Source organism: Stenotrophomonas sp. PFBMAA-4 (assembly GCF_030053215.1).
Taxonomy (GTDB): domain Bacteria; phylum Pseudomonadota; class Gammaproteobacteria; order Xanthomonadales; family Xanthomonadaceae; genus Stenotrophomonas.
The window spans coordinates 89,884-105,001 of the sequence record NZ_JASGBW010000005.1; the positions used below are offsets into that span (position 1 = coordinate 89,884).

At 68.4% G+C, this 15,118-nt stretch carries 13 protein-coding genes; 9 read left to right on the forward strand and 4 right to left on the reverse strand.

Annotation, left to right across the window (positions count from 1 at the left end; all coding sequences use genetic code 11):
• Nucleotides 1-139: 139 nt before the first annotated feature.
• On the reverse strand, nucleotides 140-949 hold the full coding sequence (locus tag QMZ26_RS05365; protein WP_283220804.1) for an FHA domain-containing protein: 810 nt from the start codon (nucleotides 947-949) through the stop codon (nucleotides 140-142).
• A 124-nt stretch (nucleotides 950-1,073) separates the two neighbouring features.
• Here QMZ26_RS05365 and QMZ26_RS05370 point away from each other — a divergent pair, with 124 nt between their 5' ends.
• From QMZ26_RS05370 to QMZ26_RS05380, 3 genes are all read left to right on the forward strand, one after another.
• Nucleotides 1,074-1,349 carry a polyhydroxyalkanoic acid system family protein gene (locus tag QMZ26_RS05370; RefSeq protein ID WP_079222346.1) on the forward strand — a complete coding sequence of 92 codons (276 nt, stop codon included), beginning with the start codon at nucleotides 1,074-1,076 and terminating at the stop codon, nucleotides 1,347-1,349.
• An 81-nt stretch (nucleotides 1,350-1,430) separates the two neighbouring features.
• The gene (locus tag QMZ26_RS05375; RefSeq protein WP_283220805.1) at nucleotides 1,431-1,922 is read left to right on the forward strand and encodes a phasin family protein; all 492 of its coding nucleotides are present in this window, start codon (nucleotides 1,431-1,433) and stop codon (nucleotides 1,920-1,922) included.
• A gap of 238 nt (nucleotides 1,923-2,160) precedes the next feature.
• Entirely contained in the window at nucleotides 2,161-3,213 is a 1,053-nt protein-coding gene (locus QMZ26_RS05380; RefSeq protein ID WP_283220806.1) for a restriction endonuclease, read from the forward strand.
• 48 nt (nucleotides 3,214-3,261) lie between these two features.
• On the opposite strand, the gene QMZ26_RS05385 is transcribed toward QMZ26_RS05380, so the two are convergent.
• From QMZ26_RS05385 to QMZ26_RS05395, 3 genes are all read right to left on the reverse strand, one after another.
• Nucleotides 3,262-3,654: a type II toxin-antitoxin system HicB family antitoxin gene (locus QMZ26_RS05385; protein WP_283220807.1), complete on the reverse strand. Its 393-nt coding sequence runs from the start codon at nucleotides 3,652-3,654 to the stop codon at nucleotides 3,262-3,264.
• A 130-nt stretch (nucleotides 3,655-3,784) separates the two neighbouring features.
• Nucleotides 3,785-4,513 (reverse strand): histidine utilization repressor, encoded by a 729-nt coding sequence (gene hutC / locus QMZ26_RS05390; protein WP_200734233.1) that lies wholly within the window; start codon nucleotides 4,511-4,513, stop codon nucleotides 3,785-3,787.
• Nucleotides 4,514-4,557: 44 nt separating this feature from the next.
• On the reverse strand, nucleotides 4,558-5,928 hold the full coding sequence (locus QMZ26_RS05395; RefSeq protein WP_283220808.1) for a formimidoylglutamate deiminase: 1,371 nt from the start codon (nucleotides 5,926-5,928) through the stop codon (nucleotides 4,558-4,560).
• Between the two features lie 67 nt (nucleotides 5,929-5,995).
• Between QMZ26_RS05395 and hutI the strand changes: the two genes are divergently transcribed.
• The 6 genes from hutI to QMZ26_RS05425 all read left to right on the forward strand — a co-directional run bounded on the left by hutI (nucleotide 5,996) and on the right by QMZ26_RS05425 (nucleotide 15,103).
• Nucleotides 5,996-7,219 carry an imidazolonepropionase gene (hutI, locus tag QMZ26_RS05400; RefSeq protein ID WP_283220809.1) on the forward strand — a complete coding sequence of 408 codons (1,224 nt, stop codon included), beginning with the start codon at nucleotides 5,996-5,998 and terminating at the stop codon, nucleotides 7,217-7,219.
• Nucleotides 7,216-8,757, forward strand: a complete 1,542-nt coding sequence (gene hutH / locus QMZ26_RS05405; protein WP_200734236.1) for a histidine ammonia-lyase — start codon at nucleotides 7,216-7,218, stop codon at nucleotides 8,755-8,757. Before hutI ends, hutH begins: the two co-directional genes overlap by 4 nt.
• The gene (gene hutG / locus QMZ26_RS05410; RefSeq protein ID WP_283220810.1) at nucleotides 8,754-9,608 is read left to right on the forward strand and encodes an N-formylglutamate deformylase; all 855 of its coding nucleotides are present in this window, start codon (nucleotides 8,754-8,756) and stop codon (nucleotides 9,606-9,608) included. The genes hutH and hutG overlap by 4 nt, the downstream gene beginning before the upstream one ends.
• A complete protein-coding gene (gene hutU / locus QMZ26_RS05415; protein WP_283220811.1) occupies nucleotides 9,605-11,272 on the forward strand; it encodes a urocanate hydratase in 1,668 nt (555 codons plus the stop codon). Before hutG ends, hutU begins: the two co-directional genes overlap by 4 nt.
• A gap of 136 nt (nucleotides 11,273-11,408) precedes the next feature.
• The gene (locus QMZ26_RS05420; protein ID WP_283220812.1) at nucleotides 11,409-12,845 is read left to right on the forward strand and encodes a serine hydrolase domain-containing protein; all 1,437 of its coding nucleotides are present in this window, start codon (nucleotides 11,409-11,411) and stop codon (nucleotides 12,843-12,845) included.
• A 149-nt stretch (nucleotides 12,846-12,994) separates the two neighbouring features.
• Nucleotides 12,995-15,103, forward strand: coding sequence for a TonB-dependent receptor (locus tag QMZ26_RS05425; RefSeq protein ID WP_283220813.1), 2,109 nt, complete (start codon nucleotides 12,995-12,997; stop codon nucleotides 15,101-15,103).
• The last annotated feature ends 15 nt before the right edge of the window (nucleotides 15,104-15,118 follow it).

Consider the following 15,118-nt stretch of genomic DNA (forward strand, 5'->3'; position numbering starts at 1 on the left):
ACACCTGTGGGGCAAGACGCCTAGTATGCCGCAGTGCACCAGCCTTGCGGCCTGGTGCGGCAAGGGAAATTTGGTTTCATTGGAATCCATTTCCCACGCGCGGCACCGGTAGCGCCGGGGCATGCCCGGCGGACGCAGATCAGCGCGCGCCGAACCAGAGCAGCAGGCTGAGCACACCGGCCAGCAGCAACGCACTTGCCAGCAGCCACGGCCAACGCCGTACCCGGCGCGGAGCCACGGGGGCATCGGCCACCTGCTCGGCGTCCTGGCCGGCGTCGTCCTCGGCCGGCAGCGGGCGCCGGCGCGGATCGTGCGGCACTTCGAGCACGAAGCGGTGCTGGCCATCGAACACGATCTGGTCGCCTGGCTGCAGCCAGCAGTGGCGCACGGCCACGCCGTTGACCCGGGCACCGTCGGCACTGCCGAGGTCGCGCAGCAGCACGCGGTCGCCGTGCACTTCCACCCGCGCGTGCTGTTCGGCAAACGCAGGATCGTCAATCCCGATATCGGCGTCGCCACCACTGCCCACCAGGCGCGGGCGCGACAGGGTGTAGCTGCGGCCATGGTGCAGGCCGCCGACACCCCGCAGCAGGCGCTGCTCATCGGCGCTGCCCTCACTGGCCGGCGACGGCGACGGCGCCTGCAGCAGGCTCTCGACCTCACCCTGCAGGAGCATTTCCACGCCATCCACATAGACCGCATCGCCTGCACGCAGCAGGGCCATGCGCCGCACCGGGCGGCCGTTCACGTGGATGCTGCGGATGCCGTTGCCAACCTGCAGCCAGAGGCCGCGGTCGTCCATGCAGAACTGGGCCAGCAGGAGCGCGCCATGGCCGGGATCGCCCAGCCGCACGCTGCCGTTTGCCTGGCGCACGATGCGCTGCACCCCGGGCCGCAGGGGCTGGTCGGGCTGTTGTTGTTGACTGAAGTGAACTAGCAGGTTCTGCACGCGGCGCAGACTAGCAGGTTGCTCGCCAAGGCAGAAGAACCGGCGACGGGCGCTTGGCGTGGCGCCCGCCGATGCGCACAATGGCCGCCCTCTTTGATATCCCCGCACAGCGCCAGGAGCCTGCATGTCCACCATCGATGTCCGCCACGCCCACGCCCTGCCCGATGCACAGGCCCGCGAGGCGATCGAACAGGTTGCCGCCAAGCTGGGCGAGCGCTTCGGCCTGAAGTCCAGCTGGGCTGCCGACGTGCTGAACTTCAGCGGCAGCGGCGTGGACGGCGCCATCGAGCTGCAGCCGGGCGCGGTGCGCGTGACCGCCAAGCTGGGCTTCCTGCTGTCGGCCATGAAGGGCATGGTGGAAAGCGAGATCCAGCGCGTGCTGAAGGAAAAGCTGGGCTGAACCCTGGCCGCGGTCATCACGGCCCAGCAACGTTCGTGCGCGCTACCCTCGGGGGCAGGTCCAACTCCCCCGGGAAGCGCGATGAACCAGTACGAGAATGACGACCGCCGTGACGACGACGCTTCGTTCGGCGAACAGGCCGAGCGCTTTTCGCGCCGATTCAGCGATTCGGCACAGCAGGTCTGGCTGGCCGGCCTCGGTGCCCTGGGCCGCGCACAGGCCGAAGGCAGCCGCTTCTTCGATGGCCTGGTGAAGGAAGGCGAAGCCTGGGAAGCCCGCCGCCGCGAACGCAGCGGCGAGCAGGGGCCGGGCTGGCGCGACAACGTGGAGACCTCGCTGGACGAGGCCCGCGAAAAGGCGTCCGGCACCTGGAACAAGGTCGAGAAGGCGTTCGATGACCAGGTACAGGGCGTCCTCAAGCGCCTGCACGTACCCACCGCCGATGAACTGGCCGGGCTCGAAGCGCGCCTGGACGTGCTGCATGCACGCCTGGCCAAGCTGGAGAACCGCGCGGCCTCGGGCAGCGATGCGCCCGCACCGGGCAGCCACCAATCGCCGGGTGGCGTGCCCTGACCGTCGATTGTTGCAATGCAATAAAGATTGTCTGACAATCGCGACGAACCCGCCAATCGCTTCGCCTGCCGTTTGTTCCCTCCCCTCACGGCTTCAGGATTGGCGGGTTTTTTCGTGCCTGCGCCACGCGGATCTGCGGGCTGCATCACAATCCGTGTCAGGAACGCCCTGACGCATTCGGACGGCGCGGCCTTTACACTGTGGTCTTCCGTTTTCGCCCCTTCCGCTCTCTTCCTGCATGCTCCCTTGGATCCTGGCCCTGCTGTCGGCCCTGCTTACCTGCACCCTGGCAATCGTCTATCTGTGGTGGATCAAGCGGCGGCGAACGGAAATGCAACTGGGGCTGCAAGCCCTGGCGGGCATGCATTGGCGTGAGTTTTCGACGCTGATCAAGCGGATGCTGCGCGAGCAGCGCGGCCTGCGCGAAGTGGCCGACCCGACCGAGGAAGTCCGCGAACCGAGCAGTGATTTCCTGCTGAGCGATGGTCCCAACACCTGGCTGGTGTCCTGCAAGCATGGCCTGGCCTACCGCATCGGTACGGCTGCCGTGAACGAGCTGGGCGCGGTCGCGCGCCTGGGCGGCGCCAAGGGCGGCCTGCTGATTACCGAAGGCCGCGTCGAGCGCGATGGCCTGGCTGCAGCGGAAAAGCAGTCGGTGGAAGTGCTGGACGGCCCGCGCCTGTGGCCGCTGCTGCAGGCCTACCTGCCGGGCGAGATTGAAACGCGTGTGCGCGCCACGGCCCGGCATGAAGCCCTGCGCCGCATCGCCATTGCCGCGCTGGGCGCGGTGACCCTGGGCCTGCTGGTCGGGCTGGGCCTGCAGGGGCTGCATGTGGAGCCCACTGCGACGGCGGCGGAAAGCACGCCCGTGCCGGCCCCTGCACCGTCACCCGCACCCGAACCCGCCGCAGCCGAGGCGCAACCGGCCGCAACGCCGATGGCGAGCGCGGAGGATGTGGCTGCGCCGGTCGCACCGGCCGCACCCACCGCAGCCGCACCCGCTGCAGCGGCCGATGGCGACCGCAACGACCTCAATCCAGATACGGCCACCCTGGACCGTTACCAGGCGGAAATGGCCCGCGCGTTGTCCCGCCAGCCGGGCATTGCCAGCGGCGTCTGGCTGACCCGTCAGACCCTGGCCATCAACCGCACCGGCGAGCTGGAAGCGGTGTGGCCGCGGGTGTGCCAGGAAGTGCTGCGCTACCCCGCCCTGCGCAACGTGCGCGTGCAGATCAACGCCCGCCCCGGCGTGGACGAGCCAGTACGCTGGCGGCAGTGCGCCACGTATTGATGGGGCAACATCCACGCATGGCCTGGATGGATAAACGATTCCGCGGCTTCAACCCAACGCGGCAAGGTGGGCGATGTAGCTTGAACGCGATTCGCCGGCCGCCTTGGCCTGCGCATCCAACCTTGCAAGGATCCGCCGCGGCAGGCTGATGTTGACCCGCTCGACGGTATCGTCCAACAGGGCTGGATCAATGTTGATGTAAGCAAGAATCCAGTGCGTGCCGGTGGCAGCTTCGGTCACGAGCTTCTGCGGCGCAGACGGCGTCGGGATGGAGTTCCCTGCATCCAATGCGGCGTCAATCCAGGCAAGCGCGGCCTCCTCCGCCGAACTGAGCGCTTCATCAAGCGTGTCGGCAGCAGAGAAACAGCCCGGCAGATCGGGCACGACCACGCCCCAGGCTGTACGTTCGTCACCGGCTTCGATCAAGACTGGATATCGCATGGGACCCGCCTGACGCCGCGTCAAAGGCACGCTAAACGCCCGTGCGCCGTTGCGGAAGAGGCGGACGCGACAGTCCACGTGCCCCGACGGAGCAGCCGAGCATGGCTCGGCTCTACAGGACGCGGGCGACTTACCGCGCACCCGGCGCAAAACGCGCCACCAGGTCCCAGGCATCGCCCAGGAACATCTGCCGCACGCGGGTGATGGGCTGGTCGCCGCGCCAGGTCAGGCGCTCGATCACCAGGCAGGCGGTACCCGGCTTCACCTCAAGCAGCTTGGCCGCGGCCGCGTCCGCGCCCCACGCGCTGATGCGGTGCTGGGCGCGGGTCCAGGACACGTTCTGCAGCAGCCAGCTGCCCGGCGCGGTGGTGCTGAAATCCACTTCCAGCACCTCGGGCACGCCCACCGGGCTGATCAGGCGGTGCTCGAGCGCAAGCGGCCGGCCATCGGCCAGGTGCAGGCAGCGCATCGCCAGCAACGGCTCAGCGCCGGCCAGCTCCCGCTCGCCGGCATTGCCGGGCTCGGCCAGGCGCAGGTCGCGCTGCAGCAGCTGGTAGGCGTACTGGTGGCCGCGCGAGCCGACTTCCATGGCGATATCGGGAATCTCCAGCGCCACCTGTTCCAGGTGCGGGGGCTGCCGCGCCACGAAGGAACCGGCACGGCGGCGGCGCTCGATCATGCCGCTCTCGGCCAGCGCGGTCAGTACCTTGTTCACCGTCATCCGCGAGCAGCCGTACTGCTCCATCAGCTCGTGCTCGTACGGGATGCGGAAACCCGGCGCCCATTCGCCGCTGAGGATGCGGCTTTCCAGATCGCTGCGGATACGCTGGTTGAGCGTGGCGGACTTGCTGGCCTTCACGGGTGTGGGGGTCTCGATGAGGATCTCGACAAGCAGGGAGGCGGTCAGCCCAGCACGCCACGCAGGGCAGCGGCGAAGGCGGTGGTGATGGCCTCGCGCTGCAGGTGGCGGCCGTCGGCCACGACCTGGCGGCCATGGCGCCAGACCGAACGCAGCGCGCCATTACGTGCAGCGAAGACCCAGCTGTCAAGCCATGCGTCACCTTGTCGCACCTGCAGCGCCGGGTGCGCGGGGTCCAGTTCAAGCAGATCGGCACTGGCGCCGACCTGCAGCCCGGCAGCCACGCCCAGCGCCTGCGCGCCGCCGTGCAGGGCACCTTCGAACAGGAAACGGCCGCTGCTGCGCGAAGCATCCGGGGCCAGCACGTTGCGCCCGCGCAGGGCCAGGCGCTGGCCATACTCGAGCAGGCGCAGTTCCTCAGGAGCGTCGATCAGCACGTTGGAATCGGAGCCGACGCCGAAACGTCCGCCTTCGCGGGCGAACGCCTGCATCGGGAACAGGCCATCGCCCAGGTTGGCCTCGGTGATCGGGCACAGGCCGGCCACCGCCTGGCTGGCCACCATCTGCGCGCGCTCGGCATCGGTGATGTGGGTGGCGTGCACCAGGCACCAGCGCGCATCCACCGCCGCGTGTTCGTACAGCCACTGCACCGGCCGCTGGCCGCTCCAGGCCAGGCAGGCCTCGACCTCGCGCACCTGCTCGGCAATGTGAATGTGTACCGGGCCGGTGGTCAGCGGCAGCAGCGCATCCAGCTCCTCGCCGGTGACCGCGCGCAGGCTGTGCGGGGCAATGCCCAGCACCGCGTCGGGCAACGTGGACAAGGCCGTCTTCGCCCCCTCCAGCAGCCGCGCGAACCCGTCCACGTCGTGGATCAGCCGGCGCTGCGCGGGATTGGGCGGCGCGCCGCCAAAATCGGCGTGGGCGTAGAAGACCGGCAGCAGGGTCAGGCCGATGCCGGTCTGGTCGGCGGCGGCGGCGATGCGCGCGCTCATCTCGGCCCGCAGCGCGTAGGGCTGGCCGTCAGCCTGGTGGTGCAGGTAATGGAACTCGCCGACCCGGGTGAAGCCGCTTTCCAGCATTTCCATGTAGGCCTGGGCGGCGATGGCCTGCACCGCGTCGGGGCGCAGGTGGGCCAGGAAGCGGTACATCAGCTCGCGCCAGCTCCAGAAACTGTCGCCGTCCCCCCCGCCGATCTCGGTCAGGCCCGCCATGCCGCGCTGGAAGGCGTGGCTGTGCAGGTTGGGCAGGCCCGGCAGCAGCAGGCCGACGCGGGTATCACCGTCCTGCGCGCCCTGCCCCGCGTCAATGCGGGCGATGCGGCCGCCCTGCACCTGCAGGCGGACATCGCGCGCCCAGCCCTCGCCCAGCAGGGCGTGGGCGGCATGGAAACTCTGCGGGGAACGCGAATCGGACATGGCTGGACAACCCGAAATGGACGCCTATATTGTATAGACATATAAGCACAGCCGCGTTGTGGATGCCATGCACGTCGATACCCTCTGGTCCAACGTCCACCTGATGACCCTCGATGGCCCCGGCCTGGGGATCATCCGCAACGGCGTGCTGGCCTGCGCCGAAGGGCGCATCGTCCACGTCGGCACTGCCGGCAGCGACGCGCACCTGCGTCCGACCACCCGCATCGATGGCGAAGGCCGCTGGATCTCGCCGGGCCTGGTCGACTGCCACACCCACCTGGTCTACGCCGGCAACCGCGCCAACGAGTTCGAACAACGCCTGCAGGGGGTCAGCTACGCCGACATCGCCCGTGCCGGCGGCGGCATCGTCTCCACCGTGCGCGCCACCCGCGTCGCCTCGCCGCAACAGCTGGCCGACGAAAGCCGTCCGCGCCTGCTGGCCATGCGTGCCGAAGGCGTGACCACGGTGGAGATCAAATCCGGCTATGGCCTGACCCTGGACGACGAGCGCAAACAGCTGCAGGTGGCCCGCGCACTCGGCGAGGAATGCCGGGTGAACGTGGTGCCGACCTTCCTCGGTGCGCATGCGGTGCCCCCGGGGCGCGAGGCCCAGGAATACACCGACGAAGTGTGCAACGTGATGATTCCGGCCATCGCCGCCGACGGCCTGGCCGAAGCGGTGGACGTGTTCTGCGAAAACATCGCGTTTTCGCCTGCGCAGGCACGCCAGGTCTTCGAAGCCGCACGTGCCAACGGGTTGGCGGTGAAGATCCACGCCGAGCAGATGAGCAACCAGCATGGCGCCGAACTGGCCGCCAGCTTCGGCGCGCTGTCGGCCGACCATATCGAGCACCTGGACGATGCCGGCATCGCCGCGATGGCCTCGGCTGGCACCGTGGCGGTGCTGCTGCCCGGCGCCTTCTATTTCACCCGCGATACCACCCTGCCCCCGATCGCCGCGCTGCGTGCGGCCGGCGTGCCGCTGGCGTTGGCCACCGACAGCAACCCCGGCACCTCGCCGCTGACCAGCCCGCTGCTGGCGATGAACATGGGCGCGACCCTGTTCCGCCTGACCGTGGACGAATGCATCGCTGGCTTCACCCGTGAAGCGGCGCGTGCGCTGGGCCATGGCGGGCGCATCGGCCGCCTGGCGGTGGGCATGGACTGTGACCTGGCGATCTGGGACATCGACGCGCCGGCCGACCTGGTCTATCGCATGGGATTCAATCCGCTGCACGCGCGCGTGGTGCGCGGGCAGCCCGACCTGCCTGCTTCCTGGAGCAACACATGAGCAACACCCTGGTTCTTCGCCCCGGCCATGTCACCCTCGCCCAGTGGCGGCAGGCCTATCGCGGTGCGCCGCTTGCGCTGGACCCGGCCGCACTGCCCGTGGTGCGCGCCAGTGCGGCGGCGGTGGCCGCCATCGTCGCCAAGGGCGCGCCGGTGTATGGCATCAACACCGGCTTCGGCAAGCTGGCCAGCGTGCGCATCGAGCGCGAAGACCTGGCCACCCTGCAGCGGAACATCGTGCTTTCGCATGCCGCCGGTGTGGGTGAGCCAATGCCGGCCAGCGTGGTGCGGCTGATGATGGCCCTGAAGCTGGTAAGCCTGGCCCAGGGCGCTTCGGGCGTGCGCGAGGAAACGCTGCTGCTGCTCGAAGCGATGCTGGTGAAGGGCGTGCTGCCGGTGGTGCCGGCACAGGGTTCGGTCGGTGCCTCCGGCGATCTGGCGCCGCTCTCACACCTGGCCAGCGTGATGCTGGGCGTAGGCGAGGCCTTCATCGGCGACGAGCGCCTGCCGGCGCTGGACGCACTGGCGCGTGCCGGCCTGCAGCCGGTGGAACTGGGTGCGAAGGAAGGCCTCGCGCTGCTCAACGGCACGCAGTTCTCCACCGCGTATGCGCTGGCGGGCCTGTTCGAGATCGAGACCGTGTTCCAGGCCGCGCTGGTCACCGGCGCGCTGTCGGTGGAAGCGGCGAAGGGCTCGGATACGCCGTTCGACCCGCGCATCCACGCCATCCGTGGCCAGCGCGGGCAGATCGCCACCGCCGCCACGCTGCGCTCGCTGATGCAGGGTTCGGACATCCGCGAATCGCACCGCGACAACGACGTGCGCGTGCAGGACCCGTACTGCCTGCGCTGCCAGCCGCAGGTGATGGGCGCGGCGCTGGATATCCTGCGCCAGGCCGCGACCACGCTGGAAATCGAAGCCAATGGCGTGTCCGACAATCCGCTGGTGTTCACCGATACCGGTGAGGCGCTGTCCGGCGGCAACTTCCACGCCGAACCGGTGGCCTTCGCTGCCGACATGCTGGCGATGGCGGTGTGCGAGATCGGTTCGATCAGCGAGCGCCGCCTGGCGATGCTGGTGGACCCGGCGCTGTCCGGCCTGCCGGCGTTCCTGACTCCGCGCCCGGGCCTGAATTCCGGCTTCATGATTCCGCAGGTGACCGCCGCCGCGCTGGTCTCGGAAAACAAGCAGCGCGCCTACCCGGCCAGCGTCGATTCGATCCCGACCTCGGCCAACCAGGAGGACCACGTCTCGATGGCCGCGCATGGTGCACGCCGCCTGATGCAGATGGCCGAGAACGCGGCCAACGTGATTGGTATCGAGCTGCTGGCCGCCGCGCAGGGCTGTGATTTCCACGCGCCGCTGCGCTCCAGCGCTGCGCTGGAGACCGTGCGAGCCACCCTGCGCGCGCAGGTGCCAACGCTGGAAGAAGACCGCTACTTCCACCCGGACATGGTGACCGCCACGAACCTGGTGCGCAGCGGCGCGCTGGCACAGGGCCTGGGTGAACTGCTGCCGACCGTGGAGCCGCAGGCATGAATGCCCGGCCCGAATGGCTGACGGTACACGAGGGCGACGCCCCGTTGATCGTCAGTTTCCCGCATACCGGCAGCGAGCTGCCGCACGAGCTGATGGGCGACTACCACTCGCCGTGGCTGGCACGTCGTGATGCCGACTGGTGGGTGCACGAGCTGTACGACTTCGTGCGCGGCATGGGCGCCACCACCGTGCGTTCGGCGATCTCGCGTTCGGTGATCGACCTCAACCGCGACCCCAGTGGCGTGTCGTTGTACCCGGGCCAGAACACCACCGGCCTGTGCCCGCTGACCACCTTCGACAACCAGCCGCTGTACCACGCCGGGCGCGAGCCGGATGACGCGGAGATCGCACGACGCCGCGACACCTATTTCGCGCCCTACCACGACGCACTGGCTTCGCAGATCACGCGCCTGCGCGAGCGCCACGGCACGGTAGTGATGTATGACGCGCATTCGATACGCTCGCATATCCCGCACCTGTTCGAGGGCGAGCTGCCGCAGTTCAACCTGGGCACGGCCGGCCCGTCCGGCGCACCGGACACCTCCTGCGACAACGCGCTGAGCGATGTGGTGGAGAACCTGCTGAAGATCAGCGGCATGAGCCAGGTGCGCAACGGCCGCTTCAAGGGCGGCTGGATCACCCGCCACTACAGCAACATCGCCGGCGGCGTACATACGCTGCAGATGGAGCTGGCCTGCCGCGGCTACATGCACGAACCGCTGCCCGACCAGGTGGACGAACACAGCTGGCCCACCCCGCTCGACCCCGACCACGCCGCACCGCTGCGCCACACCCTGGCGCAGGTGCTCAACGCCTGCCTTGAATTCGCTACCAACCGGAGCGCCGCATGACCCGCAACGACCCGAGCCGCACCATCATCGCGCCCACCGGCACCACGCTGAACGCCAAGAGCTGGCTGACTGAAGCGCCGCTGCGCATGCTGATGAACAACCTGCACCCGGATGTGGCCGAGCGCCCGCAGGAACTGGTGGTGTACGGCGGCATCGGCCGCGCCGCGCGCGACTGGGAAAGCTTTGACGCCATCGTCGAAACGCTCAAGCGCCTGGACGACGACCAGACCCTGCTGGTGCAGTCGGGCAAGCCGGTGGGCGTGTTCCGCACCCACGCCAATGCGCCGCGCGTGCTGATCGCCAATTCCAACCTGGTGCCGCGCTGGGCCAACTGGGACCACTTCAACGAGCTGGATAAGAAGGGCCTGGCCATGTACGGCCAGATGACCGCTGGCAGCTGGATCTACATCGGCGCGCAGGGCATCGTGCAGGGCACCTACGAAACCTTCGTGGAAATGGGACGCCAGCACTTCGGCGGCGACCTGACCGGCAAGTGGCTGTTCACCGGTGGCCTGGGTGGCATGGGTGGCGCACAGCCGCTGGCCGCGGTGATGGCCGGCGCGTCCTGCCTGGCCGTGGAGTGCCGCAAGAGCAGCATCGACATGCGCCTGCGCACCGGCTACCTGGACACCTGGACCGACAACCTGGACGAAGCGCTGCGGCTGATCGACGAAGCCTGCAAGGCCGGCACGCCGAAGTCGGTGGGCCTGCTCGGCAACGTGGCCGACGTGCTGGCTGAACTGCTGGAGCGCGGCATCCAGCCCGACCTGCTGACCGACCAGACCTCCGCGCACGACCCGGTGAACGGCTACCTGCCGCAGGGCTGGACCGTCGAGCAGTGGGACGAAAAGCGTGTCTCTGCGCCGAAGGAAGTGGAAAAGGCCGCGCGTGCCTCGATGGCCAACCACATCCGCGCCATGCTTGGCTTCCACGCACTGGGCGTGCCGACCGTGGACTACGGCAACAACCTGCGGCAGATGGCGCTGGAAGAAGGTGTGGCCAATGCCTTCGATTTCCCGGGCTTCGTGCCGGCCTACATCCGCCCGCTGTTCTGCCGCGGCATTGGCCCGTTCCGCTGGGCCGCGCTGAGCGGCGACCCGGAAGACATCGCCAAGACCGATGCCAAGGTGAAGGAACTGATTCCGGACAACCCGCACTTGCACCGCTGGCTGGACATGGCTGCCGAGAAGATCAAGTTCCAGGGCCTGCCCGCGCGCATCTGCTGGGTGGGTCTGGGCGACCGCGATCGCCTGGGCCTGGCCTTCAACGAGATGGTGGCCAACGGCGAACTGAAGGCACCGGTGGTGATCGGCCGCGACCATCTGGACAGCGGCAGCGTGGCTTCGCCGAACCGCGAGACCGAGGCAATGGCCGATGGTTCCGATGCGGTGTCCGACTGGCCGCTGCTGAACGCCCTGCTCAACACCGCCAGCGGCGCGACCTGGGTGTCGCTGCACCACGGCGGCGGCGTGGGCATGGGCTTCTCGCAGCACGCCGGCATGGTGATCGTCTGCGATGGCACCGAGGCGGCGGCGAAGCGCATTGCGCGCGTGCTGTGGAACGACCCGGCCACCGGCGTGATGCGCCATGCCGATGCCGGGTATGAGATCGCGGTGGAGTGCGCGAAGGAGAAGGGGCTGGATCTGCCCGGAATTCTGGGCTGATCAAGCAGGCTTCTGTAGAGCCGAGCCCATGCTGGGCTCAATGTTTGCAGGTGCGCGAGACCTGATCCGAAGGCAGCCGAGCATGGGCTCGGCTCTACAATCTTGACCCACTGCCCGCCGCTGACGGACCACCGCGATGTATCGCGCCCTTGCCGCTGCACTCTTCTTCGCCCTGGCAGCCACCCTGCCCGCTTCGGCGCGTGATGTCCCCGAAGATCTTCCGGCGCGTCTGGACACCCAGCTGCAGGCCAATAGCGAGCGCTACCGCATCGCCGGCCAGGCGGTACTGGTCGCACACAACAGCCAGATCCTCTACCAGGGCGCCAGCGGTGAACGCGATCCGGCGTCCCATGCAGCGGCCACGGCCGATTCCATCTTTGCCGCGCAGTCGATGGCCAAGCTGCTGACCAGCACGCTGGTGATGCAGCTGGTCGACCAGGGCAAGCTGGATCTGGATGCACCGGCCAGCCGTTACGTGCCCGGACTGCCAGCGGCTTGGCAGGCAATCCACGTGCGCGACTTCCTCAATCACAGTTCCGGCATCGCCGAGTACTACGAGCGCGTGGACAACCGCTGGGTGAGCAAGGGCTACCGCGGCGTTGCCCCCGATCTTGCCGCCGCACTGAAGGTGGCAGGCGTAGCGCCGATGCAGTTCGCAACCGGCAGCCGCGTGCAGTACACCCAGGCCAACTACCTGGTGCTGACGGCGTTGCTGGAAGCGCATTACCGCAAGCCCTATCCGGATATCGCCCGCGAACGCATCCTGCAGCCACTGAAGATGCGCAGTACTTCATGGGGGCTGGACAGCGTGCCGGCAGCACGCGCGGCGGTGCCGTACATCGGCAAGGACGGCGCGTTGCAACCCGCCAATGAAGATCCGTGGCCGAACTACGGCTGGGGCCATGCCGACCTGCAGACCACCGTGGGCGACATCAATCGTTTCCTGCAGGCCCTGGCCACCGGGAAACTGGTACGGACAGCGACACTGGAAAAGCTCTGGCAGCCGCAGAAGCTCGCCAACGGCGGCAGCAATTTCTTCTCCACCGGCTGGGACACCACGCGCAGCGATGGCTACATCCAGGTCGGCCACGATGGCGGCACCCGCGTGCGGGCACGGTTGGCCTACAAGGGCAGCCTGGCCAGCGGCTACTGGGTGTTCGTGTATTTCACCAATGGCAGCGCGCGCAACGTGTGGTCGAGCATGCTGGTGGAAAGCACGATGGCGGTGGCGGCGCCGAAGGAGTTTCCGCATGCGGTGCTGTCCGAGCGGCTGATCGCCTATGCGCTGGATGAGGATGCAGGCGCAGCCGCAGCGATGCAGGACTGGCTGCAGGACAACCCCGGCATCACCGGCGACGAGCGCGAGCGCGCGATCAATACCAGCGGTTACGCCATCCGCGAGAGCCTGGGCGCAGCCAGGGCATTGAAGGTATTCGCCCTCAACACCGAGCTGTACCCGGCGTCCGCCAATGCGTGGGACAGCCTGGCCGAATGCCATGCGGCGCTGGGTGATGCGGAGACTGCCAAGGCGCTGTACGCGAAGGCCAAGGCGCTGGCGAAAGCGCCTTTGTAGAGCCGAGCCGATGCTCGGCTCCGTAGAAAAGCAGCCGAGCATGGGCTCGGCTCTACAGGTGCACCAACCCCCATACGCAGCCGGCGGGTGACGTATCGCCCGCGACCTGTTAACTTGCGCGCCGTTCTCGCAGTTTACAGCCTGTCCGCATGTCGCTTCCGTCCTACCGCCCCACCCCGTCGCTGCTGTTCCTGGCCGTTTCCCTCGGCCTTGCCGCCACCGCCCACGCCGCGCCGCAGGCCACCACGCTGGACGCCGTGCAGGTCACCGCCGCAGATGCCAGCGCCCAGGCCCGCGAGGCGCTCAAGCGCGTGCCCGGTGCCAGCAATGTCATCGACGTCGCCAAGGCTGACAGCCGCCTGTCCAGCAGCGCCGATGTGCTGGCCTTCCAGCCGGGCATCAGTGCGCAGTCGCCGGGCAACGAGGGCACCAAGGTGTCGATCCGCGGTTCGGGCATCAACCGCGGGCCGGGCGCGCATGCCTCGGGCATCGCCGTCTCCCTCGATGGCCTGCCGCTGACCGGCCCGGGCGGCACGCCCTACGAACTGCTGGAACCGCTGTGGCTTTCACGCGTGGAAGTCCTGCGCGGCGCCAACGGTTTCGAGCGCGGCGCGCTGGCGTTGGGTGGTGCCATCGACTATGTCAGCCGCAGCGGCCGTGATTCGGCCGGCGTGCAGCTGCACTACGAAGCCGGCAGCCGCGGCTACCAGAAGCGCGGGATCAGCTGGGGCGGCGTCAGTGGTGATGTCGACTACTTCCTGGCCTACACCGACAGCGAATTCGACGGTTACCAGCGCCACGCGCGCGGTGATGGCAAGGGCGCGATGGCCAACATCGGCTGGCAGGTCACGCCCGATCTGCAGACGCGCTTCTTCGTGCGCTACCGCGAGACCAATCACGAAACGCCCGGGCGCCTGACCCGCGAGCAGATCCGCAACGACCCGCGCGCGGCCAACCCGGCCAACCTGGCCATCGATGCGCGCCGTCCGCAGCCGGGCAGCACCTGGATCGGCAACATGACCACGCTGCAGATCGACGAGGATTCTTCGCTGCAGGCCGGGCTGGTCTACCACAAGTACCCGATGGACCTGGGCGAGAGCCTGTACCGCCAGCAGCTGGACTACGCCGACCTCAACGCCACGCTGGACTACCGCCATCGCCACACTCTGTTCGGCCGGGACAGCGAAACCACCGTCGGCCTGCGCGTGGCCCACGACCTGGATGCCAACGTTCGCGAGTCGCTGCGTTTTGCCAGCAATGGCTATGCCGCCGGCACGCGCACGCGCGGCTTCCGCCATCTCGGTACCAACAGCACGCTGCACATCGGCAACAACCTGGCCGTGAATGATCGCCTGCGCGTGCAGACCGGCCTGGCGCTGATCAACACCCGCAGCGATGTGCAGGTGACCTGGCCCACCAGCGGCGGCCGCCTGCGCGACCACGACTGGGATTACGCGCCGCGCCTGGGTTTCACCTGGCAGCACAGTGCGCAGACGCAGTGGTTTGGCAACCTCAGCCGCTCGGTGGAGGCGCCGCACCCGTGGTCGATGATCTGGGGCTCGAACCAGTTCTTCGGCACTGGCAACGGTCCGTCGACCGGCCGCCAAAGCACGCCGGTGGCGATGAAGAACCAGACCGCCACCACGCTTGAACTGGGGGCGCGCGGCGAAGCGGCACTGGGCCGCTGGGAATTGACCGGCTACTACGCACACGTCAACCACGAACTGCTGAGCGTGGAGCTGCAGCCGGTACCGAACCTGTTCGTGGCCGAGAACAACGCCAGCCCCACCGTGCACCGCGGCATCGAGGCCGGCCTGGACAGCACGCTGTGGCAGGGCGCACCGGGTCGACTGTCACTGCGCCAGGCCTACACCGTCAGTGATTTCCGCTACCGCCATGACACGCGCTTCGGCAGCAACCGCCTGCCCGGCCTGCCGCAGCACAGCTACCAGGCCGAACTGCGCTTCGACCATGCCTCCGGCCTGTACGCCGCACTCAACACCGAGTACGCCTCGCGCATCGCCGTGGATTACGCCAACAGCTACTGGGCCGACAGCCATGTGATCTTTGGCAGCCGCATCGGCTACGACGCACCGGGCGGCCGCTGGCAGGCCTGGGCGGAGATGCGCAACATCGGCGACCGCCACTACGCGGCAACGGTGACGCCGGGCTATGACGATGCCGGCAAGGATGTCGCCCGCTCCACGCCGGGCGAAGGCCGGGGTGTGTATGCAGGGGTACGCTGGCGTTTTGATTGAGCGGCAATCGGCAGC

Bases quoted from the DNA above. Each gene is read 5' to 3' on its own strand.
- QMZ26_RS05370 (WP_079222346.1), top strand. From the start codon at position 1,074: ATGTCCACCATCGATGTCCGCCACGCCCACGCCCTGCCCGATGCACAG.
- QMZ26_RS05375 (WP_283220805.1), top strand. From the start codon at position 1,431: ATGAACCAGTACGAGAATGACGACCGCCGTGACGACGACGCTTCGTTC.
- QMZ26_RS05380 (WP_283220806.1), top strand. From the start codon at position 2,161: ATGCTCCCTTGGATCCTGGCCCTGCTGTCGGCCCTGCTTACCTGCACC.
- QMZ26_RS05385 (WP_283220807.1), bottom strand. From the start codon at position 3,654: ATGCGATATCCAGTCTTGATCGAAGCCGGTGACGAACGTACAGCCTGG.
- QMZ26_RS05395 (WP_283220808.1), bottom strand. From the start codon at position 5,928: ATGTCCGATTCGCGTTCCCCGCAGAGTTTCCATGCCGCCCACGCCCTG.
- hutI (WP_283220809.1), top strand. From the start codon at position 5,996: ATGCACGTCGATACCCTCTGGTCCAACGTCCACCTGATGACCCTCGAT.
- hutH (WP_200734236.1), top strand. From the start codon at position 7,216: ATGAGCAACACCCTGGTTCTTCGCCCCGGCCATGTCACCCTCGCCCAG.
- hutG (WP_283220810.1), top strand. From the start codon at position 8,754: ATGAATGCCCGGCCCGAATGGCTGACGGTACACGAGGGCGACGCCCCG.
- hutU (WP_283220811.1), top strand. From the start codon at position 9,605: ATGACCCGCAACGACCCGAGCCGCACCATCATCGCGCCCACCGGCACC.
- QMZ26_RS05420 (WP_283220812.1), top strand. From the start codon at position 11,409: ATGTATCGCGCCCTTGCCGCTGCACTCTTCTTCGCCCTGGCAGCCACC.
- QMZ26_RS05425 (WP_283220813.1), top strand. From the start codon at position 12,995: ATGTCGCTTCCGTCCTACCGCCCCACCCCGTCGCTGCTGTTCCTGGCC.